This window comes from Ruegeria sp. AD2(2025), from assembly GCF_056542385.1.
The window spans coordinates 842,135-868,219 of sequence record NZ_JBQFZS010000001.1 but is presented as its reverse complement, the minus strand read 5'-3'; the positions used below and the strand labels follow the sequence as shown (position 1 = coordinate 868,219).

The window sequence follows — 26,085 nt, the reverse complement described above, 5'->3', positions numbered from 1 at the left end:
ATGAGCGACAAGTTTCTCAAAAACACCTACGATCTGGATACCCCGCAGGAAACCCGCGAGCACTATCAGAAATGGGCCGCCTCATATGAGGCAGAGGTCGCCGAGCACGGGTACGTGACCCCGGGGCGTGTTGCGACCGCGCTCAGGTCGTTTGTCTCTGACGTGCAGGAGCCCGTCCTGGACTATGGCTGCGGTACCGGATTGTCGGGTCTGGCCCTGCATCAGGCCGGGTTTCAAGTGATTGACGGCATGGACCCGACGCCCAAGATGCTCGACGAAGCCCGTGCCAAGGGGGTCTATCGCGCGCTCATCAGCTTTGAGATCACCGACCCCAATCCCATCGAATCTGAAAGCTACCGCGCGATGACAGCGATTGGCGTCATCGGGGCCGGAGCCGCACCCCCGGAAACCTTCGACTTGCTGATGAAAGCCCTGCCGCGAGGCGGGTACCTCGCATTTTCCTTCAACGATCACACCCTTGCCGATCCCAACTATACCGGGCGGCTCAACGATTGGCTCGACATGGGTCACGCCCGGCTTCTGTTCCGCGAATACGGGCCGCATTTGCCCGGTATGGACATGAACTCCGACGTTTATGTTGTTGAAAAAGCGTGACCTTCAGAACTCGCTTTGCACCTTCCCCGACGGGTCCGCTGCATCTGGGACATGCCTACTCGGCCCTTCTTGCTGATGATATGGCCCGCGCTGCGGACGGCACGTGCCTTCTGCGCATCGAAGATATCGACCAATCCCGATCGCGCCCGAAATGGGAGAACCAGATCTACGACGATCTCCGCTGGCTTGGCCTGATCTGGCCGCAGCCTGTGTTACGGCAATCCGACAGGCTGCCCCGCTACCGCGAAGCGCTGGACAAGCTGGCCCGGATGGGGCTGGTCTATCCCTGTAAATGCAACCGGGCCGATATCGAGGCCGCCGCCGGAGCCCCGCAGGAAGGCGTGCCGCAGTTCGGCCCCGACGGGCGTATCTACCCCGGGACCTGCCGCCATCGGCCGCTCTCCGATGCCGGGCCACAAGACGTGCTGCGCTTGAATATGCGCAAAGCCATCGACGCCAGCGCTCTGAAGGCGTTTCACGAGACCGGCCCCCGCTTTTCCGGCCCCCATCCGCTCTGCCCTCAAACCCTGCGCGACGCCGTCGGGGACATCATCCTAGCGCGCCGAAACATGGGTAGTTCTTATCACCTGTCAGTGGTCGTCGACGATGCCGACCAGAAAATCACCCACGTCGTCCGAGGCGAAGACCTGTTCGAAGCCACCCAGATCCACGTTCTGCTTCAGGGGCTGCTGGACCTGCCCACCCCAACCTATCACCACCATGCGCTCATCCGCGACGAGGCCGGCAAACGGCTGGCCAAACGTGACGACGCGCGCGCAATCGCGCTCTACCGTCAACAGGGGGCCTCGGCAAAGGACATCAGAACGCTGGTTGGTCTGTGACCGCTCGAGACTTCATCTTTTCATAAATACTCTCGCCGAAGGCATGACGCCGCAGGCGGCATTTACGCCATGGGCGACATTAGCTCGACCTCTGCCCCGTCACGCACCGCCGTATAGAAACAGCTGCGCCGGTTGGTGTGACAGGCCGGCCCGGTCTGCCGCACCAGCACCAACAGACAATCCCGGTCACAATCGACGCGGAAATCCACCAGCTCCTGCACATGACCCGAACTTTCGCCCTTGATCCAGAAAGCCTGGCGCGACCGGGACCAATAGGTCACGCGACCCGTTTCCAGCGTACGCGCAACGGCCTCGACGTTCATCCACGCCATCATCAGAACCTCACCCGAGCCCTCATCCTGTGCAACCGCCGGCACCAGCCCCGCATCGTTGAATTTCAGCGTCGACGGATCGAACGAGACTGTCTGTGTCATGGCAAAAACCTTTTGCATCCCGGAACATGGCCACTATGTATGGGGAACAGTCCAAGAGGGAAAGCCATGAGCGGCGAAACCGACCTGATCAAGCTTTATTCCGGGCGCATTCTGGCGCTGGCCGCCGATATTCCCCATCTCGACCGGCTGGAGAAGCCGGACGCTACCGTCAAGAAACGCGCGCCGCTCTGCGGATCGACCGTCACCGTCGATGTCAGGCTGGAGAACGGGCGGGTCGCTGCGTTCGGGCAGGATGTGAAGGCCTGCGCATTGGGCCAGGCCTCGGCCTCGGTCGTGGGCAGCGCCATCATTGGTGCGACCCGGGCGCAGGTCGAAACCGCCCGCGATCAGCTGTCGGCGATGCTGAAGAAAGACGGCCCCGCCCCGGACGCACCGTTTGACGGGCTTGAAGTGCTGATGCCCGCGCGCGATTACAAGAACCGCCATGCCTCGATCCTGCTGGCGCTAGAGGCCACGGCCGAGGCGATGGAGCAGGCCGAACAGGCCAACTGCGCCTGAGCGTGGTGTTTTCCCACAAAGCCGTGTAATCTCTACCGAAATCAGGGGGAGAGACCTGCGTGGACAAGTTGCTCGAACATTTCGTGACGCTTTGGGTTGTGATTGACCCGATCGGCACGATCCCCGTTTTCATTGCCGTCACCGCCGGTGTCGCCGCCTCGGCCCGCCGACGTACCGCCTTGCTGGCAGCGCTGGTCAGTGCGGGCATTCTGCTGTTCTTTCTCGTCTGCGGACAGTTGGTGATCGAGGCACTGGATATCGGCCTCAATTCCTTTCAGGTCGCAGGTGGGATTATTCTATTCCTTTTCGCGCTGACCATGATCTTTGGCGAAAGCAAACAAGATATTGAGCAGCGCGAGGCGCAGGAAGATCTTGACGACCGGATGCATAAAACCAACCCGGCGATCTTTCCGCTGGCGGTGCCATCGCTGGCCTCGCCCGGGGCGATGCTGGCGATTGTCGTCCTGACGGATAACAACCGTTACAGTGTCATTGATCAAGGCATTACTGCTCTGGTCATGCTGGTCGTTGTTGCCATCGCCTTTGTCTTGATGCTGCTGGCCGAGCCCGTCATTCGTCTGATTGGCCATTCGGGTGCCGCGATCATCAGCCGGATCATGGGGATGATCCTGGCCTCGGTTGCGGTGAACTCGGTGCTGTCCGCGATGCTTGAGATTATCAAAACCGGGCAACTATAAAAAAGCCGCCGCACCTTCCGGGCGGAAAGGGCGGCGGCAGGTTGTGCGTGTCTCACGTAGGGTCCGGATTTCCGCGCGGGGCCAAGGCTGGCCCCTTCAAGGGGTTTGGGACAGGCAGGTCACCCTTGACTGAGATGGGGAAACAAGCGCGGCACTAACGGCATGAGATCGCAGGCAGAAAAGCTTAAAACCCTGTCGGCAGGTGAAGGGCAACCACCAGCATGACCACCAACGAGACGGCACCAACAGCATCCTGCAAAATCGTTGCTTGCGAACGGCTGAAAGCGGTCTTGATCTGGGTCAGCATGGTCTCACCTCCGGTCAGGGTTTAATCTTTTGTTGACCTTTTGTTCTCATATTTGGGCGAGTCGGTAAAGAACTTTTTGAGAACATTTGCGAACTTTTGCGGATTCATAACCTAACCCACTGAAATCAAACGGATCGCCTGATCCTGCTTCATCAGCCACAGAAGAACACGTGCCGCCCTGCCGCGATCCGAGGTCAGCGCGGGGTCTGCGTTCAGCAATGTCCGCGCGTCCGATTGGGCCACGGCCATCAACCCGGCCTGTCGTTCCAGATCGGCGATGCGGAATTGGGGCAATCCAGATTGCGCCGTGCCGATCATATCTCCGGCCCCGCGCATCTGCAGGTCGGTCTCGGCGATGCGAAACCCGTCTTCGGTCTCGCGCAGAACCTCAAGCCGTTTGCGCCCGCCCTCGCTGAGCGGCGGCTGATACATCAGCAAACAGGTCGAGGCATCCTCGCCCCGCCCCACCCGGCCCCGCAGTTGGTGCAACTGGGCTAACCCAAAAAACTCTGCCCGTTCGATCACCATGATCGTCGCGTTAGGCACGTTCACGCCCACCTCGATCACGGTGGTTGCGACCAGAACCTTGGTCTGCCCGGCCTGAAACGCCGCCATCGCAGCATCCTTTTCGGCGGGTGGCATCTGGCCATGCACCAGCCCCACCACATCATCACCCAGCAAGGCTCGCAGGCGTTTGAATCGTTCCTCAGCCGCAGTCAGGTCCGACACTTCGGACTCGTCGACCAACGGGCACACCCAATAGCACTGCTTGCCCGCCTCGATCGCGCCGCGCAGATGGGCCACGACCTCATCCATGCGCTGGGTGCTGACGATGGCCGTCTTGATCGGCTTCCGACCGGGCGGCTTTTCGTCCAGCACCGATACATCCATGTCACCATATTGCGCCAGCGCAAGACTGCGCGGGATCGGTGTTGCGGTCATCACCAGCACATCCGCCCGCTGGCCTTTCTCGGACAGTTCCATACGCTGGCGGACGCCAAAACGATGCTGCTCATCCACGATGGCCAGCCGTAGGGCGTTGAATTCGACATCGCTCTGGAAAACGGCATGGGTACCGACAAGGATCTGAATATCGCCCTGCTTCAGCGCTGCCAGCTTAGCGCTCCCTTCGGCCCCTTTGTCGCGTCCCGTCAGAATTTCGAGGACAACACCTGCCTCCTCGGCCAGCGGCCGCAAACCTTCCAGATGCTGCCGCGCCAATATCTCGGTCGGGGCCATCATCACACCCTGTCCACCCGCCTCGACCGCGATCAAAAGGGCCATGAATGCCACCAGCGTTTTTCCTGCGCCCACATCGCCCTGAAGCAGTCGGTTCATGCGAATATCCGACGCCATATCCGCCGAGACTTCTTCAATCGCCCGCGTCTGCGCCCCGGTCGGACGATATGGAAGGCTGCCCAGTACCTTCGACTGCAGCCTGCCCGTCCCGACACTGGCAATCCCGCGCGTCTTGCGCTCTCGTTGCCGCGCAATCGCTAGGGTGAGTTGGTGGGCCAGCAGTTCATCATAAGCCAGCCGCTCGCGCGCTGGCGCAAACGGGGCGACATCGTCCGCGCCCCTAGGGTGATGCACCGCCTGAATCGCGGCTTGCCAGTCTGGCCAAGCCTGCTGCGCAACCTGTGCCGGATCGGACCACTCGGCCAAAGCGGGTGCGCGGGTCAGTGCGCTTTGCGCAGCTTTATAGGCCGTCTTCTGCGTGACGCCTTGTGTCAGGTGATAGACCGGCTCGAACTCGGGTAACTCACCAGTGTTTTCCGGAGCCACGATATGGTCGGGATGCACCATCTGCGCCATTCCATCGAACAGTTCCAACTTGCCCGACACCACGCGGCGCGCGCCCTGCGGCAGGATTTTCTTCAGGTAGTCCCCGCGCGCATGGAAGAACACAAGCTGGAAGTCGGCCTGAGCATCCTCGACATGAATGCGATAGGCCCCGCCCTTGTTGCGCGGACGGCGATGCACACCGACCGTCACCTCGACCGTCAACGTGCTGGGCAGATCCGCGCCCTGAATCGTATCGCGCCGCCGCCGGTCAATCACCGCGTAAGGCAGCGCGAACAGCACATCGCGGGGCGACTCGATCCCGAGCTGCCCCATCAACTGCGCCGTCTTGGGGCCAACGCCATCCAGCGTCTCAAGCCCTGCGAACAGCGGAAACAGCTTTTCTGGCCTGCCGCTCATGCATCCCCGATCAGCTGCAGCCAGCCGTCTTCATCCAGCGTCTCAATGCCCAGATCAGCAGCCTTTTTCGCCTTCGACCCCGCCCCCGGCCCGGCAACCAACAGGTCGGTCTTCTGACTGACCGAACCGGAAACTTTCGCACCCAACGCCTCGGCGCGGGCCTTGGCCTCGGCCCGGGTCATCTTTTCCAGCGTGCCGGTGAACACAACCGTCTTGCCCGCCACCGGGCTGTCCGAGGCCGGGGCGTCTGGCGGCACAATCGTCAGATGCCGGCGCAGATCGTCAAAGGCCTGACGTTCGTCAGCATTGGCGAAAGCGTCGGACAGTGACAGGCCCAGAGTCGCGCCAATGCCATCGATACCGATCAGATCAGCCCAGGCCGTCGCTGCCGCAGCGGGCACATCCAAACGGCGCACCGCAGCATCACGTGCCTCCTTGAGCCGGGCACGTCGCCCTTCGGCACTGGCGGCGATCCGTTCAGCCTCTTCCGCCTCATCCGCTGCCCGCTGTGCAAGGGCCGCGGGGCGCGCGGTGTCAATTGCGGCAGTCATCACATCCCAGTCGCGGTAGAACAGCGCCAGATCGCGCGCGCCAACCTCGCCGACATGGCGGATACCAAGCCCAAACAAAAGCCGCGCAAAGGCGATGGTGCGTTTATCCTCGATCGCGGCAAACAGATTGCTGGCCGAGGTCTCGCCCCACCCGTCCCGGTTTTTCAGTCGCGCCAGATTTCCCGCGTCGCGATCCTGCAGCGTGAAGATATCGGCAGGCGTTTTGATCGGCAGAACCGGATCGCCATAGAACATCTCGATCTGCTTCGCACCCAGGCCTTCGATGTCGAACGCCTTGCGCGAGACAAAGTGCTTGAGCTTCTCGACCGCCTGCGCCGGACAGATCAGCCCACCGGTGCACCGGCGTACCGCATCGCCCTCTTCCCGGATCGCGTCGCTGCCGCATTCGGGGCATTTCGTCGGAAAATCATAGGGTTTCGTATCATCTGGCCGCTTCGTCAGATCAACATCGGAAAGCTTTGGGATCACGTCGCCCGCACGATAGACCTGCACCCAATCGCCGACGCGGATATCTTTGCCATCCCGGATGATACCGCCCTTGGCGTCCCGTCCTGCAATGTAATCCTCGTTATGCAGGGTCGCATTTGACACCACGACCCCCCCGACCGTCACCGGATGCAGCCGCGCCACCGGGCTGAGCGCGCCAGTCCGGCCGACCTGAATGTCGATCGCCTCAAGCCGCGTCCAGGCGAGTTCGGCCGGGAACTTATGCGCAATAGCCCAGCGAGGTGTCGTTGAGCGAAAGCCCAAACGGGACTGCAGGCCGAGGTCATCGACCTTATAAACAACTCCGTCGATGTCATAGCCCAAGGTTGCGCGCTGCGCCTCGATCTGGCGATAATGGTTCAGCATTTCCGCAGTCGTCGCGCACAGGCTAGTTAGATCGTTGACCTGAAACCCCAACTCTTTCAGCCGCCCGATGGCCGCCATTTGCGTCTCAGCCAATGGCGCGGAAAGCTCACCCCAGGCATAGGCAAAGAACCGGAGAGGTCGGGCGCGGGTAGTCTCAGAATCAAGCTGCCTCAGCGAGCCCGCAGCCGCATTGCGCGGGTTTGCGAAGGTTTTGCCTCCCGTCCCGGCCTGCCGCTCGTTCAGAGCGTCGAAGTCCTGATGAGACATATAGACCTCACCCCGCACCTCAAGAATATCCGGTGCGTCGTCGATCCGGTGCGGAATGCCCGCAACCGTCCGGGCATTCGCGGTGACATTTTCGCCAACCTCACCGTCGCCTCGGGTAGCGGCCTGAACCAATTGCCCATTCTCATACCGCAGGGACAGAGACAGACCGTCAATTTTGGGTTCAGCCGTATAGGCCAAAGGCGCGTCTAAGCTCAGGCCCAGATATTTGCGAATCGAGCGGTCGAAATCCGCTACATCCTCATCGTCAAACGCATTACCCAAGGACATCATCCGTACGACATGCGTTACCTTGGCGAACCCGTCCGCAGGCCGCGCACCAACCAGATCCGAGGGGCTGTCTGCACGTTTCAGGCTCGGGAAGCGCGCCTCAATCTCGGCATTCCGACGCTTGAGCGCATCGTACTCGGCATCCGAAATCTCGGGCGCGTCCTTGGTGTGATAAAGCTCATTAGCGCGCAGCAAAGCTGTGGCGAGGCGGGCAAGTTCCGCCCGCGCTTCATCTTCGGTCAAATCAGCCACCGCAATCGTCTTGCTCATGTCCCCGCCCTGTCACGTCATCTTGGACCCCAGTGATAGGGCGAGGCCATGGTCAGGTCCAGTCTTGTGCTGAGCCGCGAGTGGGAATGCCGCCCCGGACCAGCGACGGCATGAATGTGGTGAAATCAGGCACTGACTGCCATACGGGTTTCGTCCGCACGGCCTGATTGCGGATCGCGCAGAACATATCCGCGGCCCCAGACCGTCTCGATATAGTTCTCGCCGCCCGTTGCATTGCTAAGCTTCTTGCGCAGCTTACAGATGAACACGTCAATGATCTTCAGTTCCGGCTCATCCATGCCGCCATAGAGATGGTTCAAAAACATCTCTTTGGTCAGCGTAGTGCCCTTGCGCAGGCTAAGCAGTTCCAGCATCTGGTACTCCTTGCCGGTCAGGTGGACGGTCTTGCCGTCAACCTCGACCGTTTTGGCATCCAGATTTACCGCCACGCGACCTGTATGGATCACCGATTGCGAATGCCCCTTCGAGCGCCGGATGATCGCGTGAATACGAGCGACCAGTTCCTCGCGGTGGAAAGGTTTGGTCAGGTAATCATCCGCGCCGAAGCCAAAGCCCTTGATCTTGCTTTCCGTATCATCCGCGCCCGAAAGGATCAGGATCGGCGTCTCGATCCGCGCGATGCGCAGCTGTCTCAGCACTTCATGTCCGTTCATGTCCGGCAGGTTCAGGTCCAGGAGGATCAGATCATAGCCATAAAGCTTGGCCAGATCGATCCCTTCTTCGCCCAGATCCGTCGCGTAAACATTCAGATTGGCATGTGTCAGCATCAGCTCGATGCTTTTGGACGTGGTGGGATCATCCTCGACAAGAAGTATACGCATTCAACTGCTCCAATTCGGTTAAATATCTTCGGTTCGAAATGAGACTGGCCAAAAATGGTTAACCGCGCGTTACCGTTGATTCAGTTATTCACCTTCACCCTTAGGTTGTCGATATTTTTTTAGTGCCGTGACCTTCAGAGCGTCCGTCCCGTGCTCCGCTACTGCAGAGACCCAGCCGTTGAACTCTTCATCGCTAAGCCCGTAGCGTTTCTTGGCATCCGATAGCGAAATCAGCCCGTAAAGCACCCCGCGCACGACAATGACCTTGCGCGAGGCGACCCAGCGTCGGGTGTCCGCCGGGGGCAGGTCCGCGCGGGTCAGAACGCTTCCATCCGGCAAGGTGACCGACCTTGGCCCTTCCACTTTGTGCAAATACATCCGTCCTACCTTTTTCTGCTGCGACAAAGCTGCACCCAACCTACTTAAAAGGGCGTGAAACCGCCCCTTGAGAGTGTGTAGAATTTTCCTATATTCTGCCGGTCTTTCTTAACCCGGACTGGAATCGCCATGGCCCTCGCCGCCGAGACCCAACTCAATTCGCTTGGCTTTGCCAAACCGCCCTCGGAAACGCGGGTGGTGGTGGCCATGTCGGGCGGTGTCGACAGCTCGGTCGTGGCCGCTTATCTGGCGGATCAGGGCTATGACGTGGTTGGGGTGACGCTGCAGCTTTATGATCACGGCGCGGCGCTGGCCAAGAAAGGCGCGTGCTGTGCCGGGATCGACATTCACGATGCGCGGCGCGTGGCTGAGGAGCGTGGGTTTCCGCATTACGTGCTGGATTATGAGAACATCTTCAAGGACGCAGTAATCGACGAGTTCGCCGACAGCTATCTGGCGGGCGCAACCCCGGTGCCCTGCATCCGTTGCAATGAACGCGTGAAGTTCAAGGACCTGCTGGAAACCGCCAAGGATCTTGAGGCCGATTGCATGGCCACCGGCCACTACATACAGCGCAAGATGGGCGCGCACGGCCCGGAACTGCACAGTGCCGAGGATGCCAACCGCGATCAGTCTTACTTCCTGTTCTCGACCACGCCCGAGCAGTTGGATTTTCTGCGTTTCCCGCTGGGTCACCTGCCCTCGAAGGATGCCACACGTGAGATGGCAGCGCAGTATGGGCTGGCTGTGGCGGACAAGCCGGACAGTCAGGACATCTGTTTCGTGCCTGATGGTAACTATGCCAGCGTGATCGAAAAGCTGCGCCCTGGTGCAGCTGAACCCGGCGAGATCGTCCATGCCGATGGTCGCGTGCTGGCGCAGCATAACGGGGTCATTCACTACACCATCGGTCAGCGCCGTGGTCTTGGCATCGGCGGCCTCAGCGAGCCGCTTTATGTGGTCAAGCTGGACGTGGACAAGAAACAGGTCGTCGTCGGCCCGAAAGAGCTGCTGGCCACCCGCACCATTCCGGTGCGTGAGATCAACTGGCTGGGGGATGAACCATTCACATCTCGCGACGAATGGCATCTGTCGGTCAAGGTCCGCTCAACCCGCCCCCCGCGCGAGGCGATCGTCCGGCCTCTGTCCGACACCACAGCCGAGGTTGAATTGCTGACGCCCGAGGAAGGGATATCGCCGGGTCAGGCTTGTGTGTTCTATGCCAATGAAGGCAGCCGCATCTTTGGCGGAGGCTGGATCTGGCGCGGCTACTAGATCGCGTCGGTCCACGAGTTGCTGAGGATATAGAGCCCCGCGCAAATCATCACGTAGGGCACGAGAGTTTCCAGCCGACGCGCGAACCCTCCGGTCATGATTGGCGCGCGCCCGCCGAACAGGCCCAGAATGGTCAACGTGAGGGCGGCCATAATGGCCCCGGTCACGCCTGCGATCCGATAGCTTGGGGCCGAATCCGCCAACAGCGGCGCGAGCACGGCAAAGGTGTCCATCGACAGGCTGATGAATAACATCATAGTGACGAGCGTCGATGCGCCGGATGACAGCCGTGGGGCCTCGTCGCTTTGTGATCCTTTGAACTGGCGGAAGACGCCAAACAGGCCGAGGCCCAGCGGAATCACTCCCAGATACCCGGCCCAATGTGGAATGACATCATCCACGCCGATTGCCAGCAACAGCGCGGCGGTGATCACCAATAGCTGCGCCAGCAGGAACCCGGCCACGGTCCGGCGCGGGCCCGACACCATCATCAGCGCCACAAGCGCGGCGAGATTGTCGAGATTGGTCAGCACCTGCGCCATGAAGGCCGAGGCAGCAAAGACCAGGTGATCCAGCATCAGTCCGTCATCCGATGCAGAACCGCCTTGGCGGCGCGCAGGCCCGGTGCCTCGCCCCCGCGACCCAACCGGTCCATGGTCAGGCGCATGGCCTCTTGCTGTGCCCCCGGCGTCGCGGCGACCTGTTGTAACGCGGCGGCGATCGTGCCCGGCGCGCAATCGTCCAGAAGACATTCGGGGACTGCGCGAGTTTCCGAGACGAGATTGACCAGAGTCACCGTGTCCAGTTTCACCATCCGCTTTGCGATCAGCGTCGTCAGCCAGTTCAGGTTGTAAGCGATCACCATCGGCGTCGCCTGCGCGGCCAGTTCCAGAGACACAGTGCCCGACGCCGCCAGCGCGATCTCGGCGGCTGCAAAGGCGGCCCGTTTCTGCGCCTGTGCCTGATCCGAGGGCGAGCTTCGCGGGTCAACCACCACCGGCTGGCCCGGCCAGTCGCTGACCTGCTGGGTCACGGCATCGACCATATGTGCAACCGCCGGAACCACTACACGCGCGTCGGGACGATCTTGCAGAAACTGCTGTAGTGCCGCGCCGAATATCGGAGCCAGCCGTTCGACCTCGCCTCTTCGAGAGCCGGGTAAGGCAAGCACAAGCGGCACATCGCCCAGATCATGATCTGCCCGAAACTGTGCGATGTCCTGCTCGGTGGCCACGGGTTCGTTCACAACCGGGTGGCCAACGAAATCGCATTCCATCCCGGCGCGTTCCATGTAGGGCGGTTCGAACGGCAACAGGGCGAGGACGTGGTCGATCACCTTTGCCATCTTGTCCGCCCGGCCCGGTCGCCACGCCCAGACACTGGGGGCGACGTAATGTACCGTGCGGATATCGCTGTCGGCCTTGACTAGCTTGGCGACGCGCAGCGAGAAATCGGGGCTATCGATGGTGATCAGCACATCGGGCTGCGTCTCAAGCACCGCCTGTGCGGTTTCGGCAATACGGCGTTTGAGATGAAAGAACTTGGGCAGAACTTCGACCAACCCCATGACGCTGAGTTCCGACATGGGAAAACGACTGGTCATCCCTTGCGCCTGCATCAAGGGCCCGCCGACGCCATCGAATTCGATATCCGGGACCAGCGTGCGCAGCCCCTCCATCAACGCCGCCCCCAGACGGTCGCCCGAAGGTTCCCCGGCGACCAGAAAGACGCGCATCAGACCGCGCGCTCGCGGACCTGCAGGAACAGGCCCAGACGGTTGCAGTCCTCGATCACGCGGTCGCGTTGCAGCACGATGACGCCGCCCTTTTCGATCACGATGCCCGACAGCCCAGCGGCCACAGCGCCGGATACCGTGTCCGGCCCGATGGCAGGCATATCCGCGCGCCGGTCCTGATCGGGTTTAGGACCTTTGAACAGAACGCCACCGCCCGCATCGGGGCGTTGCGTAAGCGATTGCAGCATCCAAGCGGTGCCAAAGATGCTCTCGACCGCCAGTGCCTGACCTTTCAAAACCGCGCAGGCCTGACCGATATCCGCAGCACCCATGGCGCGTAAGACACCCGCCGCGCGGTCCGCATCCGCAAGATCGGCCTCAGACGGCTCCGCCTCGGTCAAACAGCCGAGCGGAGGCAGCAGGTCCGGTGCAATCTCGTGGGCCGCCCGCACGGTCAACCCTCCCTCTTCAAAGATGCCAATGACCGCCCGCAAAGCGCCGTCATCGCCAGAGGCGATCGCCTGCTGCAGGATCGGAACCAGCGGTATCGTCGCGGCATCAATCCGCGCGGGGTTCACGACCGGACGACGCACGGCTCCGGCCATGCAAATCTCGGTCACGCCGCGCGTCTTAAGGTCGGCGATGAAGCTGCCCAGATGTTCCAACGGAAAGATCACATCCGCGCTCAGCGTATCCGGTTCGAACCCTTCCATCGCGCAGATCAGCGGACGTTCAGGCAGGCAGTCCACCACCGCGTCCGGCAACACTCCTGTCCCCGCGATCAGTGCCAGCATGGGTTACTTCCTCGGCGTCAGGAAAGAGCGGTCTGTCTCACCCGTCACGAAATCGACGATCTGGCGCACATATTCGCTTTCGGCATCATCGCCCAGACGCTTGGCGCGGTCCATGAAGGTGCCCTCACCTTCGGACAACTCGCGAAAGGCCGCACGCAAGGCCGAGATATCCGCCCGCGTCACACCCCGGCGCTTGAGGCCAACAAGGTTGAGCCCATCCAGTTCACCCCGAGGGGCCTGCACGAGGCCATAGGGAATGACGTCATTGGCCACCATAGTCAGCGCGCCGATGATCGCGCCACGACCCACGCGGACCCATTGATGCAGGCCCGAGATGCCGCCGACGATGACGTCATCCTCGATAATGCAATGACCCGCCGCACCGGCATGGTTCACCATGATGACGCGATTGCCGATCTGCACATCATGAGCCACATGGACACCCGCCATCAGTAGGCAATCGTCGCCAATGCGTGTCACACCGCCGCCGCCTTCGGTGCCGGTGTTGACCGTCACATGCTCGCGGATGCGGTTGCGCTTGCCGATCTCCAGCCGCGTATCCTCGCCGCCGAACTTCAGGTCTTGCGGGATTTCCCCGATCACCGAGAAATTGAAGATAACCGTCTCTTCGCCAACGCTGGTATCGCCGGTGACCACCACATGAGATTTCAGCTCGACCCGATCACCCAGCCGCACCTGCGACCCGACATAACAAAACGGGCCGATGATACAGCCCTGCCCGATCTGGGCCCCGTCTTCGATTATGGCGCTGGGATGGATGCCGCTCATGTTGTCTTTTCCATGTCCCAATCGACATAGGCCGAGAACTCGGCCTCGGCTGCCACCTCGCCCTCGACCGTCGCGCGGCCGCTGAACTTGAAGATCTTGCCGCCCTTCTTGCCGCGCACGGTTTCGACGTGCATTTCCAGTACGTCACCGGGCACGACCTTGCGGCGGAATTTGCACTTGTCGATATTCATGAAATAGATCAGCAACTCACTGTCGATCACGTCCATGCCCACACCCAGCATGACACCGGCTGTCTGAGCCATCGCCTCGACAATCGTGACTCCGGGCATGATCGGTGTGCCCGGGAAATGGCCCTGAAAATGCGGCTCGTTCATGGTGACGTTCTTGATACCGACCGCCGATTGATAGCCCTGAATGTTCACCACCTTGTCGACCAGCAAGAACGGATAGCGGTGCGGCAATATCCGCTGAATCAGCTGAATGTCGGCGCTCTTGGTTTCCGTGGTCATGGTTTGGATGTCCCGTTCTGGATGTCTCTTTCAAGCGTGGTTAGCAATACCGGTACCCGAGGGCAAGCCAGCCTAGTCGCCGCTTTGCTTTTCAAGCGCTGCCCCGTCGCCAATCGCGGCATCAATCCGGGCAATCGCCGCATCGGTAATGTCCGAGGCATCCGAGCTGAGTACAACCGTCGCCCGTTCGATCACCACCGAGGCGCGAGACTCGCGCAGAAGATCGATGAGGACGGGTTGCGCGAGTTCAAAAAACTGCCCGCGCGCCTCTTCGCCGCGGCGTGCCAGCGCGTCCAGCTTGGCGCGTTGCCCGTCACGATGCGATTGTACCTTTTCGTCAAACGCCTCGGCCAGCGGGCGAAATTCCTCTGCCGACAGGGTCGCGCGCTTTTCAGTCAGGTCCTTCTCTTCGCGGCTCAGTTCGGCGACGATGCGTTCGTTTTCCTGCGCCAGCAGCGCGCCTTCGGCCTCAATCTCTCGGAAAATCCGTTGGCCGAATGCGGAATCCGCAAACAACCGCTCGCTGGAAATCGTCAGAACGCTGGATTGCGGCACACCAAGCTGTTGCGCGCTGACCGAAGCCCCCGTCAGCAGCCCCAAAACACACAGGGCCCGGATGGGGCCCTGCAGTATTTTCGCGAAACGAAAGGTCATTCGCGATCAGAACCGGGCCTGAATGGTCAGGTCAAAGTTCCGCTCGTTGTCGAATTCCTCTTTCTTCAACGCCTTTGAGAAGTTGAACCGCAGCGGGCCGAACGGCGTGGTCCACAGGACCGAGACACCCAGCACGTGACGGATCGACCCACCAGCCCCGACAATATCGGCACCAGCGGTGTCAACGTTATCGATGTTATAGAGGTTGCCGACGTCATAGAACACACCGCCGCGCAGGCCCAGCTCTTCGGGCAGGCCCAGCGGGAAGTCCGACTCGAACCGGGCAACCCAGTAGTAGTTGCCGCCAATGGCGTCGTCCTGCCCGTTCGACAAGTCGCGCGGGCCGATACCGGCAGGCTCAAACCCGCGGAACTGGCTGGGGCCCAAGACAAAGCGGTCGACGGTCCGGCTGAAGTCGTCGCCGGTCCAGTTGAAGGCCCCCAGTTCCAGGGTCGCCCGCAGCACCACTTCTTCGTTCAGCACCCGTTTCTGGGCAATGGCGCGCGCGGTCGAGCTGATGAACTCGTTATCGCCGCCCAATCCGGCGGCATCCACGCCCACCTCGAACAGAACGCCCGCGTTGGGGTTCAGACCGCCCAGACGGCTGTCATAGACATATGACAGGCCGATTGAACTGGATGTCCGTTTGCCCTGCGCGATTTCCGACGCGACCACCGCGCCGTTGGTCTCGCTCCCCTGCTGGGTCATCTCGCTGCGGTCCCAGCCATAGCGCAGGCGCAGCGACGACAGCTCGCCGATGGCATAGCTGATCTGCGGGTTGAAGAACACGGTTTCGGTATCGAAGCTGGCAAAGCTGGAATTGGTGGTTGCCAGCCCCAGACCCAGGTCAAAGCGCAGCTTGCGGCCCAGCAGATAGGGTTCGGTGAAGTTGATCGAGTACTGCTCGGAGTCCTGAGCAGTCGACAGGTTCACACCCAGGTTTTGTCCCCGGCCCAGGAAGTTCGATTCGTTCAGGCCGATTGCAATCCCGAAGCCATCCGACGCCGAGAAGCTCCCGCCCAGGCTCAGCGAGCCGGTGGGCTGTTCTTCCACGTCGACATCCACGATCACCTGACTGGGCGATGAGCCCTCACGCGTCTCGACATCCGCCACCGAGAAGAAGCCAAGTGCGCGGATACGCTCGGCGCTTTGGCGAATTTCACGCGGGTTGAACGGGTCGCCTTCGACCGTGTCGAACTGGCGCCGGATCACACGGTCCAGCGTGGTGGTGTTGCCCTCGATGTCGATCCGTTCGACAAAGATGCGCGGGCCGCGGGTCAGAACGAACTGCACATCCAGCGTCAGATCGCGGGGATTACGCGTCACGCGCGGCTCGACCCGCAGGAAGTCGACGCCGTTCTTCAGCCCCAGTCGTTCCATCCGGGCAATCGAGTTTTCAACGAGGCTGGGCGAGTAGATCACCCCCGGCTTGATCTTCAGCGCCGCCTGATAGGCCGCGGGGTCCACACCCGGGATCTCGCTGACCGTCGAAATCTGGCCGAACGCGAACCGCTGGCCTTCGGTGATGTTCATCACCAGAAAGAACGCGTCCCGTTCGCGGGTGAATTCCACATTTGTGCTGTTGACCCGGAAATCGACATAGCCCCGCGACAGGTAGAAATCGCGGATCACCTGTTTATCGAACTCGATCCGGTCGGCAATGAATGTGTCACCGCGCAGGAAGGTACGCAGGACGTTCGCCTGTTTGGTTTCAAGTACCCGACGCAGGCGGCGGTCAGAGTAAGCGCGGTTCCCGACAAAGCTGACACGCTCGACCTCGATTGTGGTGCCTTCGGCTACTTCGAATACCAGATCGACGCGATTATCGCTGCGGCGAATGATGCGCGGGATTACAGTCGCAGACACCCGGCCCTGCGCGGAATAGATCTGAGCGATCAGATCGGCATCGGCTTCGGCCATCTGCGGCGTGAACACCCGGCGCGTTTCCGAGGAGATGGCATCCAGCAACACGTCGTCTTTGACACGGCGGTTCCCCTCGATGCTGATCTGGTTGATGGTCGGATATTCCGCAACCTCGATGACCAGAGTGCTGCCGCGCGGCGTTAGCTCGACTGTCTCAAAAACACCACTGTCAAGCAAACGCTGAAAGGCATCGTTCAATTGTCCGGCACTCACCGTCTGCCCCGGTTCGATTCCCGTCCGCGCGATGATGGTCGACGTCTCGATGCGCCGATTGCCCTCAACTTCGAAGCTATTGATGGTGTAAGATTGCGCTTGTGCGGGCTGCGGCAAAACCAGCAACCCCGGCATAGCAAAGAAGAAAAAGAATGTTAGTGCCTGCCACAAAATATTGCTTTGCCGCCCGAGAGAGCCGCAGAATGTGCCCGTGCCTCTGCTGTTAGTCATTTTTTTCACTACCCAGAATTTTCAGACTTTAGCTGCTGAGTAGCCCGATTGAGGAACCATGTCAAAAGCGCAAAATGCAAAAAACGGCCCGTGGGCCGTTGCAGATCGTCACGCCATCGCGCCGAGAATCACAGACCGACGAAATAGCCCCCCAAAGCCAGTGCCAACGCGGTCACACCAAAGCTTAGCAAAACGTCCCAGTTCAGAAGAAATAGGAAGCTGAAGCTCTGGTAAGATTTCTGCAACGCCTTGGTCATCGCCCTCGGGTCCATTCATAAGAAAGCACCCAAGAGCATAGGTTCGAATTGCGGCAATTTTGCGTCCAAACGGTGCCGCGGCTGCCTTAATCAGCAGAACAGATCATTGCTGACCGAGAACAGCATCAGCGACAGGATCAGCGCGACACCAATCCCCATCAGCACCCGCAGAGCCTTGTCGCTGGGCGGTTTGCCTGACACCGCCTCATAGGCGTAAAACACCAGATGCCCGCCATCCAGCGCTGGGATCGGGAACAGGTTCAAAAGTCCGACTGCGGTGGACAGGACAGCAATGAAGAAGATGAAGCTTTGCGGCCCCTGACTTGCCATCGCGCCAGAGACCTCGGCGATTCCGATCGGCCCCGAGATGTTGCAGGTGCTGATCGCCCCCGTGACCATATGCCAAAGCCCCGACAGCGAGCCCTCGGCGATCCGCCACGTCTGCGCCATGCCGCCTTGCAACGAGTCCCACAGCCCGGCAGGAACCGTTTCGGGCTCAAGCATCATGCCTCCCACGATGCCGATGCGCCAATGGGTGACAAAGCCCCCATCGGGCTGCGGTTCATCCGTGCGGCGCGGCGCCAGCGCGAATTCCAGATCGGCTCCATTGCGCCAGACATTCAGCAGCAAGGCGCGCCCGTCCGATCCTTCGACATGCTCTTTGAGCTGCTCGAAGGCAAAAATCGGCTCTCCGTCAACGGCGGTGATCACGTCACCGCTTTCGAGTTGGATGTCCATCGCCGCACTCCGCGGCGCAACCTGCTGGATCAGCGGCGGGAACAACCACGGCCCCGTTACATCAACCGTCTCGTCGTTGCGGATCACGGTGTAATCCAACTCGGGCTGGACCGGCAGCGTGTCGATGAAATCCGACCATGTATTCTGGTCGTCGAAATCCGGGGTCGGAAGCCCGGCGATGGCGATGATCTCATCCCCCTCTTGCAGGCCTTGCACCGTACCGGGCAGCGGCTGCAATGCCCCAACCGTCAGCGGCTCACGCGAGACGCCTTGCGACCAGAAGACCAGGCCAAACACCAGAATGGACATAATGAAGTTAAAGACCGGTCCCGCCGCCACAGTCGCTGCGCGCGCCCAAAGGGGCGCGCCGTGCATCGTGCGGCGCAGTTCTTCGGGGCTTTGCTGGGCAATCTCGCCCATCGCCTCTTCGTCCTTGCCGGACGCCGCATTGGCATCACCCAGAAACTTAACGTAGCCGCCGAAGGGCAGCAGCGCGATCTGCCAGCGAGTACCGCGCTTGTCGACGCGGCTCCAGAGGACGGGGCCGAACCCGATGGAAAAGACCTCTGCGTGAATGCCGGACCAGCGGCCGACGATATAGTGCCCGTATTCATGCACCGCGACGATCGCGGAAAGTGCTATAACAAAGGCCACTATCGTATAGAGAAGATTGCCGAATTGCGGAATCAAAGAGAGTACGTCCAAAGGTATTTATCCTGCTCGTTGCAATACGGTTTCATCGACCCATTGCCGAGTCAGATGGTCCGTTTGCTGCACATTATCAAGGGTCAAAGGGGCATCAATAAGGCCGTCCGAAGCCTCAAACCGGTCAAGTACCGCAGCCACCGCATCGGCCATGTCCAGAAACCCGATCCGGCGTGCGATGAAGTGATCCAGGGCGCGCTCTTTGGCGGCATTGAAGATTGCCCCCGACAGGCCGCCGCGTTCCATGACCTCGCGCGCCAGCCGCAGCGCGGGATAGCGCGCCTCGTCCGGGGTTTGGAACCGCAGTTGACCGAGTTTCGCGAGGTCCAACCGCTCGATCGGCAGACCGCGCCGTTCGGGCCAGTGCAGAGCGTATCCGATCGCGTGGCGCATATCCGGTGCGCCCAGATGCGCCATCAAAGCCCCGTCCCGAAACCCGACCGCTGCGTGAACGATGGATTCGGGATGAACCAGCACTTCGATCTGCGCCGGAGAGATGCCGAAATATTCTTTTGTTTCTATGACTTCCAGCGCCTTGTTGAACATGGATGCGCTGTCGATCGTAATCCGCTGGCCCATGTTCCAGTTCGGGTGGCTCGAGGCCTGCTCGACCGTTGCACAGGCCAGATCGGCCAGTGGCCAATCGCGGAACGCACCACCGCTGGCGGTGATGATAATCCGCTCGACGGTGGCCATATCCTCGCCCACCAGCGCCTGAAACACCGCCGAATGCTCACTGTCGACCGGCAGAAGGCGCGCGCCATGAGTCTGTGCCGTTTCCAACACAAGCGCTCCTGCGCAGACCAACGTCTCTTTGTTGGCCAGCGCCAGCGTGGCCCCCTGTTTCAACGCCTCCAGCCCCGGCGCCAGTCCGGCCGCGCCGACAATCGCTGACATCACCCAGTCCGCCGGGCGCGCGCCCGCTTCGATCAGAGCCGCCTGCCCCGCTGCTGCCTGAACGCCGCTGCCTGCAAGTGCTGCGCGCAGATCGTCCAACCGGTCATCAAACGCCGTGACGGCGATATCCGCGCCCAGACACTTTGCATCCTTGGCCAGTTGGTCGATATTACCCCCACCGGTCAGCGCAACGACGTCATAGGCCTCAGGATGCCGCGCAATCAGGTCGATGGTGTTCTGCCCGATCGAGCCCGTCGCCCCAAAAATTGAAACCTTACGCATCACATGCCTCCGGGCGCGTAGATCAGCCCTGCGATCAGAACAAAAACCGCTGCCCCCATCATGCCGTCAAAGCGGTCCAGAAACCCGCCGTGCCCGGGGATCAGGTTCGAACTGTCTTTGACGCCAAACTTCCGTTTTGTGGCGCTTTCGACGATGTCGCCGGCCTGACTGGCCATGGACGCCAGCACCGAGATCAGAACAAACGCAAGCCCGAACCCCGCATGGATCGCAAAGATGCCACCGACCACAGCGGCAGCAACCCAGCCACCCACGGTACCGGACCACGTTTTCTTGGGGCTGACCTTGGGCCAGAATTTCGGACCGCCCAGCGTTTTGCCGACAAAATAGCCCGCGATATCGGTGGCGACGACGACGAGGATCAGCCAGACCATCCAGCCAAATCCCATGTTTTCGCGGATAGAGATGAACCCCAGCCCCGACGCGGCGATCCAGAAGGCAAACAGCGCATAAAGACCACGCGCACGGCTGATCTGCCCCGCCCCGACCAGCGCCGGGGCCAGCAGGAAGGGCAACTTGTAAAGCGGGGGCAAGTGAAAGCTCAGAACGACTGCAAAGCCTGTCAGGACTGCCAATTGGATGGCGACGCCCTGACGCGCAGGCTCGACCATGCGCACAAGCTCCCAGGTCATCAGACCACAGGCCGCTGCAATGAAAGCTTCGAACCAGAGCCCGCCCAGCCAGACTTCAATCGCGCCGACGATCACCAAAACCACGGCAGACAGGACCCGGGCTGTCAGATCGGACCATCGGCCATCGCTCATGCCGGAACCGCTCCGAACCGCCGCTCGCGCGCGCCGTAGCTGCGGCACAGACGTTCCAGTTCGGCGGCGGTGAAATCCGGCCAAAGGGTATCGATGAATTCGTATTCCGAATAAGCCGACTGCCACAGCAGGAAATTCGAGATCCGGGCCTCGCCGCTGGTGCGGATGACCAGATCCGGATCCGGAAGAACCCGCGTATCCAGATACTTAGGAAGCGTCTCTTCATCCACATCTTCGGGCCGCAAACGCCCTTCGGCCACATCACGCGCCAGGCGTTTGGTGGCGCGGGCCACCTCATCCCGACCGCCATAGTTCAGCGCCACGGTTAGGTGAACCAGATCATTGTCCTGTGTTTCCCGCTCGAGCGTGTCCATCAGCTCGGTCAGTTTTGCATCCAGGCGGACGCGATCGCCAATGAACCGCACGCGGATGCCGTTGTCCTTCAACGTCCTGGTCTCTTTGATGATGTAGCGCCGGAACAGGTTCATCAGCCCGGCCACCTCGACCTGGGTCCGTTTCCAGTTCTCGGTCGAAAAGGCAAAGACGGTCAGATACTTGACCCCAAGCCCCGGACAGGCCTCGACCACCTCGCGCACACGACGGGCTCCGGCGTGATGGCCGAACAGCCGGGGTCGCCCGCGCGCCTGCGCCCAGCGGCCATTGCCGTCCATGATTATGGCAACATGGCGCGGCCCCGAGAGCGGCGGGTTATGAGGGTCCTTTGGCATCAGCGGCGCTCAGACCTGCATGATCTCGGCTTGTTTGGTCTCAAGCGCCTCGTCAACGGCCTTGATCATCGTATCGGTCAGATCCTGAACCTCGGCTTCCCACAGCTTCTGATCATCCTCGGACAGGCCATCGGCCTTGCCCTTCTTGATCTGGTCCATACCATCGCGCCGCACATTGCGGATCGAAACCCGGGCGCTTTCGGCGTATTGCCCGGCGACCTTGCCCAACTCGCGGCGACGTTCTTCGTTCAACTCCGGGATCGGAAGCATGATGATGGTCCCGTTCAGCTGAGGGTTGATCCCCAGCCCGCTTTCGCGGATCGCCTTTTCGACCTTGCCGACCAGGCCCTTGTCCCAGACATTGACGGTGACCATGCGCGGTTCGGGCACGTTCACGGTGCCGACCTGATTGATCGGGGTCATCGACCCGTAGGCGTCAACCATCACAGGCTCGAGCATCGAGGCCGAGGCGCGCCCGGTCCGAAGCGAGGCAAATTCGGTCTTGAGGTTGGCCATCGCGCCATCCATGCGGCGTTTCAGGTCGTCGGTGTCCAGGTCAAAATCATCAGACATGCTGCTCACTCCCCGTCTTCAGGTGCTGTCGGGATGGGTCTTAAGCCATCGCAAATGGGATGTATAGCAATCATGGTGAGGAATTGTGGCAATGACCAGAACTGTTTCCGGCAATCTGGCCCCATTTCCAACAAAGAATGTGGCCGGACAGGTCGTCCGGCCGAAATCCGGCTTCAACCGTTCGTTCAGGCGTTCACGTCGACAACGACCCGCCCCTTGACCTGCCCCTGCAGAATATCGGCCCCAAGCTGAGGTAAATCCGACAAGGTTGCCGGATGGACCATCGCGTCAAGCTTGTCCATCGGCAGATCGGTCGCGATGCGCTGCCAGGCGCGAACACGGTTGTCATAGGGCTGCATCACACTGTCGATGCCCAGCAGATTCACACCTCGCAACAGGAAGGGAATCACCGTCGCCGGCAGCGCCGCGCCCCCGGCCAACCCGACCGCGGCGACCGATGCACCATATTTCATCTGCCCCAGAACCCGGGCCAGCATCGCTCCGCCAACCGCATCCACACAGCCGGACCAAGTTTCACTTTCCAGCGGGCGCTTGGTCGTCTCGTTCAACTCGTCCCGCGGGACAATCGTGGTGGCCCCCAGCGATTTGAGATAGTCCGCCGTTTCGGGACGTCCGGTGACTGCCGCCACCTCATACCCCAGATGCGCCAAAATGGCGGTTGCAACCGACCCAACGCCGCCTGCCGCGCCCGTCACCAGGACCGGACCATGACCCGGCTGCAGCCCATGATCTTCCAGCGCCATAACCGCCAGCATTGCCGTAAAGCCGGCGGTACCCACCGCCATCGCCTGCCTGCTCGTCAGCCCTTCGGGCAGCGGCACAAGCCAATCCGCGCGCGCGTTCGCCTTTTGCGAATAGCCGCCCCAATGCGCTTCGCCCACACGCCAACCGGTCAGTACGACCTTGTCGCCCGGGCTGTACCTGTCATCCGACGACCGCTCAATCGTCCCCGCATAGTCGATCCCCGGGATGTGAGGATAGCTGCGCACCAGCCCGCCCCCCTTTGGCGACATGCACAGGCCATCCTTGTAGTTCACGGTCGAATACTCAACGGCAACCGTTACCTCACCATCCGGCAGAGCGTCTTGTGAAATCTGTCGAACGGCGGCACTCGCCAAACCGCTTTCTTCATCTTTTTCAACAATAAGTGCGTTAAACATCATCTTACTCCCTTATCTGCAATCAGGCGCTCAGCGCCAGAATTTCTCCTGCACTTCTGCCCACCGCATCCCATGTTCGGTGATCACCTCGGCCCGCGTTCCGGCGGTCCAGTGGGATCGGTCGACCATGCCAATGGCCACATTCACCCCGAACTCAGGGGAAAATACCGCCGAAGTGATTTGGCCAATCTGCTGACCCTGCGCAATCAACGGCCAGGCTTCGGTGCACGGACCGATCTCACCCTCGATCACCAGCGGGCGAATCTGCCGCGGAGGTCCGTTTCGGGCCTGATCCGCCAAGGCGGCCTTGCCGATATGATCCAGCGGTGAGTTGCAGAACCGCGCCAACCCACATTCATAAGGCGTATTCTCGCGCCGCATGTCCGACCCGAAGCTCAGCAACCCACTTTCGATCCGCTCGATACCGTTGGGACAACCGGCCCGTACCTGCAGATCATGCCCATTGGCAAAAAGCGCATCCCACAGCGGCATTCCATAGTCCCCGCCTTCAACGTAAATCTCGAAACCGCCCTGTTTTGACCAGCCCGAGCGCGCCACCAGAAATGCTTTATCTTCGAAAGGTAACCATTTGTACCGGAAGAACTTAATGTCGCGGACTTCTTCGCCAAACACCCGTGCCATCAACTCTTCTGCCTTTGGCCCCTGAACGGCAAGCGGCGAGATATCGGGTTCCGTCACCTCGACATCCAGCCCCAGCGCAATCACGATGCCCAAAGCAAATTGCCACAGATCACCATCCGCCACCGACAGCCAATAGTGATCGTCGGCCAGCTTAATCGCCACCGGGTCGTTCAGCATGCCGCCCCGATGATCCACGATCGGAACATAATAGCATTGATCCGCCTGCATCCGGTCCATGTCGCGAGGGCTAAGCATCTTCATCAATCGCAGCGCATCGGGCCCCTTGATCTGAACCTGCCGCTCGCATGAGACATCCCAGACCTGCACATGCTGTTTCAGGTGCGCTGCATCCGCCTGCACGCTTTCAAAAACCGCCGGAAGCAACATGTGATTATAGACGGTATAGGCTTTGACCCCTTCAGCCTCGACACCTGCGGTAAAAGGGGTTTTGCGGACACGTCGGTTGGGGCTGATAACTGCCATCTCAGAGGTCCTTGGACAGAAGCGCCGGACCGCTGGCGGATGCCCCGCAACGGCACGTCACATGATCGACTGAGGGGTTCCGAAGACTGACCATCACTTTGGCCCGTGCCAGTCGATCGGGCAGATCTCGGCTGATTTGCCACCGAAATCCCAAACCCGGCCATAGTCACGCACCTTCGACTTGGTCCCGCGCGCCACGATGATGTCGGGCCCCATCCAGTATTTCGAGTTCGACACCATCACCGGATGCTCGGGATCCTTACCCGCCAGCATCTCGATCTCGCCCTGTATCTTGCGACCGATCATGATGCGGCGCTTGTTGCCGTCTCGCTCAATCTGCACCGGAGCACGCTCGGCCCCGATGATCTCGCTCACCAGCATGGTGAACAGACCGGTGGTTCCGCCCGCCTGCCCGCTGAAAATCTGCAGCAGACCGTTATAGGCCTTGCCGCTGGCGCGTTCATCAACATAAGCGGCGACCTTCCACTGCCCCTCGCCCATCCGTCCCGGGATATCGACCAGCAGACCGACATTCAGGCCCGACAGGTCCTCACCCTCGTAATGCCCCTCGTCGATGATCACCCCCATCCACGCGTGGCAATGACCCTCGGTCGGAGGATGCGCACCCAGCGAGACGACACAGGGGCAGAACACATCGCACGAGCAGTTCAGGATCAGTTCGCCCTTGATGGTCCAGTCCGTCGGGCTCATCTCACGACGCTTGGGATTGGGCATCCGGCTGTCGATCCGTTGACTGATCGGCAGCTTGTCCGAATCCGGTTTTCTGTTTTTTGCCATCAGCTTATCCTCCGTATGCAATGTGATAGGTCAGCAGTCCAACACCACCAGTAATCAGCGCGAACCCCATCGGGCGCGTGACTGCGTGCCCGATCTGCGGCAGCTTCTCCAACACCATGAACAAGGTCGCGAGACCCATCCACAACAGGTTCATGACCCCGCCAACAAACCCAAGCGCCATGAAGCCCCAGCAACAGCCGACGCAGAACGCGCCCAGCCCCAGTCCCATACGCAGACCGCCTGAGAAACCGGTCTTCCAATGGCCCAGGAAATAGCTCATCGGGGCGTGACAGACACCATGACAAACTTCTTTGGTGCGACTGAACTGGAATGCGCCGACAGCGATCAACAACGTGCCGGTCAGGTATGGCGACTTGGCGATTCCCAGCATGTCGACCGCGCCTCCGAACAGCAGGCCCAACTGGACGCCCGTTATTACGGCAGCGAATCCAACCCAGACCAGAAAGTAGCCCGCCAGTACACCCAGCCACCCCGCGCGGGTGCCATTGGCGCTGTGGATCAGGTCATCATAGCCGCGCAGGGTCGGGATCAGGGTCGGCAGCATCATCGCCGCCATCATGATCGCCCACATCCAGAAAAGCGGCCCGAATTCGGCCATGGGCATATACATATCCATCCGGGGGTCCATCGCGGCCATGGCCTGCCCCGTCGGGCCCGGTCTGCCGATCCAGTCCAGATCCATGTCGCGGCTCATGCGGAACATCACCCACCACGCCGACAGGATCGCGGCGTAGAAGCCCAACCAGAACGCGTTGCGAAAAAGTGAACGACTCACTTGCCCCTCCCCAAGCATCTCCCTTGCGTTTCAAATGTCAGACTTTTAAATGT

At 60.8% G+C, this 26,085-nt stretch carries 28 protein-coding genes; 5 read left to right on the top strand and 23 right to left on the bottom strand.

What is annotated here, in order from left to right; genetic code table 11:
- Complete coding sequence (locus ACR1XV_RS04285; protein ID WP_480529082.1) at positions 1 to 615, top strand: class I SAM-dependent DNA methyltransferase; 615 nt, start codon at positions 1 to 3, stop codon at positions 613 to 615.
- Entirely contained in the window at positions 612 to 1,457 is an 846-nt protein-coding gene (gluQRS, locus tag ACR1XV_RS04280; protein ID WP_480529080.1) for a tRNA glutamyl-Q(34) synthetase GluQRS, read from the top strand. The genes ACR1XV_RS04285 and gluQRS overlap by 4 nt, the downstream gene beginning before the upstream one ends.
- Positions 1,458 to 1,519: 62 nt before the next feature.
- On the opposite strand, the gene hisI is transcribed toward gluQRS, so the two are convergent.
- Entirely contained in the window at positions 1,520 to 1,909 is a 390-nt protein-coding gene (gene hisI / locus ACR1XV_RS04275; RefSeq protein WP_480529078.1) for a phosphoribosyl-AMP cyclohydrolase, read from the bottom strand.
- 48 nt (positions 1,910 to 1,957) lie between these two features.
- On the opposite strand from hisI, the gene ACR1XV_RS04270 reads away from it, so the two are divergent.
- Positions 1,958 to 2,410, top strand: a complete 453-nt coding sequence (locus ACR1XV_RS04270) for an iron-sulfur cluster assembly scaffold protein (RefSeq protein ID WP_480529077.1) — start codon at positions 1,958 to 1,960, stop codon at positions 2,408 to 2,410.
- A 59-nt stretch (positions 2,411 to 2,469) separates the two neighbouring features.
- The gene (locus ACR1XV_RS04265) at positions 2,470 to 3,108 is read left to right on the top strand and encodes a MarC family protein (protein ID WP_480529075.1); all 639 of its coding nucleotides are present in this window, start codon (positions 2,470 to 2,472) and stop codon (positions 3,106 to 3,108) included.
- A gap of 184 nt (positions 3,109 to 3,292) precedes the next feature.
- Here ACR1XV_RS04265 and ACR1XV_RS04260 read toward each other — a convergent pair whose 3' ends face one another.
- From ACR1XV_RS04260 to sciP, 5 genes are all read right to left on the bottom strand, one after another.
- Positions 3,293 to 3,415: a hypothetical protein gene (locus ACR1XV_RS04260; RefSeq protein WP_480529074.1), complete on the bottom strand. Its 123-nt coding sequence runs from the start codon at positions 3,413 to 3,415 to the stop codon at positions 3,293 to 3,295.
- Positions 3,416 to 3,526: 111 nt separating this feature from the next.
- A complete protein-coding gene (gene recG, locus ACR1XV_RS04255) occupies positions 3,527 to 5,617 on the bottom strand; it encodes an ATP-dependent DNA helicase RecG (protein WP_480529072.1) in 2,091 nt (696 codons plus the stop codon).
- A complete protein-coding gene (gene ligA, locus ACR1XV_RS04250) occupies positions 5,614 to 7,866 on the bottom strand; it encodes an NAD-dependent DNA ligase LigA (protein ID WP_480529071.1) in 2,253 nt (750 codons plus the stop codon). Before ligA ends, recG begins: the two co-directional genes overlap by 4 nt.
- Before the next feature lie 125 nt (positions 7,867 to 7,991).
- Entirely contained in the window at positions 7,992 to 8,708 is a 717-nt protein-coding gene (gene ctrA, locus ACR1XV_RS04245) for a response regulator transcription factor CtrA (RefSeq protein WP_480529069.1), read from the bottom strand.
- Positions 8,709 to 8,792: 84 nt separating this feature from the next.
- Positions 8,793 to 9,086 (bottom strand): CtrA inhibitor SciP, encoded by a 294-nt coding sequence (sciP, locus tag ACR1XV_RS04240; protein ID WP_480529067.1) that lies wholly within the window; start codon positions 9,084 to 9,086, stop codon positions 8,793 to 8,795.
- A gap of 129 nt (positions 9,087 to 9,215) precedes the next feature.
- On the opposite strand from sciP, the gene mnmA reads away from it, so the two are divergent.
- Positions 9,216 to 10,361, top strand: coding sequence for a tRNA 2-thiouridine(34) synthase MnmA (gene mnmA, locus ACR1XV_RS04235; RefSeq protein ID WP_480529065.1), 1,146 nt, complete (start codon positions 9,216 to 9,218; stop codon positions 10,359 to 10,361).
- On the opposite strand, the gene ACR1XV_RS04230 is transcribed toward mnmA, so the two are convergent.
- The 17 genes from ACR1XV_RS04230 to ACR1XV_RS04150 all read right to left on the bottom strand — a co-directional run bounded on the left by ACR1XV_RS04230 (position 10,358) and on the right by ACR1XV_RS04150 (position 26,050).
- On the bottom strand, positions 10,358 to 10,939 hold the full coding sequence (locus ACR1XV_RS04230) for a cadmium resistance transporter (RefSeq protein ID WP_480529064.1): 582 nt from the start codon (positions 10,937 to 10,939) through the stop codon (positions 10,358 to 10,360). The two genes, mnmA and ACR1XV_RS04230, sit on opposite strands and share 4 nt — an antisense overlap.
- Positions 10,939 to 12,096, bottom strand: a complete 1,158-nt coding sequence (gene lpxB / locus ACR1XV_RS04225) for a lipid-A-disaccharide synthase (RefSeq protein WP_480529062.1) — start codon at positions 12,094 to 12,096, stop codon at positions 10,939 to 10,941. The genes ACR1XV_RS04230 and lpxB overlap by 1 nt, the downstream gene beginning before the upstream one ends.
- Entirely contained in the window at positions 12,096 to 12,890 is a 795-nt protein-coding gene (locus ACR1XV_RS04220) for an LpxI family protein (RefSeq protein ID WP_480529060.1), read from the bottom strand. Before ACR1XV_RS04220 ends, lpxB begins: the two co-directional genes overlap by 1 nt.
- Before the next feature lie 3 nt (positions 12,891 to 12,893).
- Positions 12,894 to 13,679: an acyl-ACP--UDP-N-acetylglucosamine O-acyltransferase gene (gene lpxA, locus ACR1XV_RS04215; protein ID WP_480529058.1), complete on the bottom strand. Its 786-nt coding sequence runs from the start codon at positions 13,677 to 13,679 to the stop codon at positions 12,894 to 12,896.
- Positions 13,676 to 14,149 (bottom strand): 3-hydroxyacyl-ACP dehydratase FabZ, encoded by a 474-nt coding sequence (gene fabZ, locus ACR1XV_RS04210; protein ID WP_480529056.1) that lies wholly within the window; start codon positions 14,147 to 14,149, stop codon positions 13,676 to 13,678. The genes lpxA and fabZ overlap by 4 nt, the downstream gene beginning before the upstream one ends.
- 72 nt (positions 14,150 to 14,221) lie before the next feature.
- Positions 14,222 to 14,803, bottom strand: a complete 582-nt coding sequence (locus ACR1XV_RS04205; protein WP_480529055.1) for an OmpH/Skp family outer membrane protein — start codon at positions 14,801 to 14,803, stop codon at positions 14,222 to 14,224.
- A gap of 6 nt (positions 14,804 to 14,809) precedes the next feature.
- Complete coding sequence (gene bamA, locus ACR1XV_RS04200; RefSeq protein ID WP_480529053.1) at positions 14,810 to 17,170, bottom strand: outer membrane protein assembly factor BamA; 2,361 nt, start codon at positions 17,168 to 17,170, stop codon at positions 14,810 to 14,812.
- A 128-nt stretch (positions 17,171 to 17,298) separates the two neighbouring features.
- Positions 17,299 to 17,427 (bottom strand): hypothetical protein, encoded by a 129-nt coding sequence (locus ACR1XV_RS04195; RefSeq protein WP_480529052.1) that lies wholly within the window; start codon positions 17,425 to 17,427, stop codon positions 17,299 to 17,301.
- Between the two features lie 90 nt (positions 17,428 to 17,517).
- Complete coding sequence (rseP, locus tag ACR1XV_RS04190) at positions 17,518 to 18,870, bottom strand: RIP metalloprotease RseP (RefSeq protein ID WP_480529051.1); 1,353 nt, start codon at positions 18,868 to 18,870, stop codon at positions 17,518 to 17,520.
- A 6-nt stretch (positions 18,871 to 18,876) separates the two neighbouring features.
- Positions 18,877 to 20,049, bottom strand: coding sequence for a 1-deoxy-D-xylulose-5-phosphate reductoisomerase (dxr, locus tag ACR1XV_RS04185; protein WP_480529050.1), 1,173 nt, complete (start codon positions 20,047 to 20,049; stop codon positions 18,877 to 18,879).
- Positions 20,049 to 20,831 (bottom strand): phosphatidate cytidylyltransferase, encoded by a 783-nt coding sequence (locus ACR1XV_RS04180; protein WP_480529049.1) that lies wholly within the window; start codon positions 20,829 to 20,831, stop codon positions 20,049 to 20,051. The genes dxr and ACR1XV_RS04180 overlap by 1 nt, the downstream gene beginning before the upstream one ends.
- Positions 20,828 to 21,559 (bottom strand): isoprenyl transferase, encoded by a 732-nt coding sequence (locus tag ACR1XV_RS04175; RefSeq protein WP_480529048.1) that lies wholly within the window; start codon positions 21,557 to 21,559, stop codon positions 20,828 to 20,830. The genes ACR1XV_RS04180 and ACR1XV_RS04175 overlap by 4 nt, the downstream gene beginning before the upstream one ends.
- Positions 21,560 to 21,568: 9 nt before the next feature.
- Entirely contained in the window at positions 21,569 to 22,132 is a 564-nt protein-coding gene (gene frr / locus ACR1XV_RS04170) for a ribosome recycling factor (RefSeq protein ID WP_480529047.1), read from the bottom strand.
- 185 nt (positions 22,133 to 22,317) lie between these two features.
- Entirely contained in the window at positions 22,318 to 23,313 is a 996-nt protein-coding gene (gene acuI, locus ACR1XV_RS04165; RefSeq protein WP_480529046.1) for an acryloyl-CoA reductase, read from the bottom strand.
- A 30-nt stretch (positions 23,314 to 23,343) separates the two neighbouring features.
- Entirely contained in the window at positions 23,344 to 24,438 is a 1,095-nt protein-coding gene (locus ACR1XV_RS04160; protein ID WP_480529045.1) for a dimethylsulfoniopropionate demethylase, read from the bottom strand.
- Between the two features lie 93 nt (positions 24,439 to 24,531).
- Positions 24,532 to 25,236: a DUF1326 domain-containing protein gene (locus ACR1XV_RS04155; RefSeq protein ID WP_480529043.1), complete on the bottom strand. Its 705-nt coding sequence runs from the start codon at positions 25,234 to 25,236 to the stop codon at positions 24,532 to 24,534.
- A gap of 4 nt (positions 25,237 to 25,240) precedes the next feature.
- The gene (locus tag ACR1XV_RS04150) at positions 25,241 to 26,050 is read right to left on the bottom strand and encodes a DUF2182 domain-containing protein (RefSeq protein WP_480529042.1); all 810 of its coding nucleotides are present in this window, start codon (positions 26,048 to 26,050) and stop codon (positions 25,241 to 25,243) included.
- Between the last annotated feature and the right edge of the window lie 35 nt (positions 26,051 to 26,085).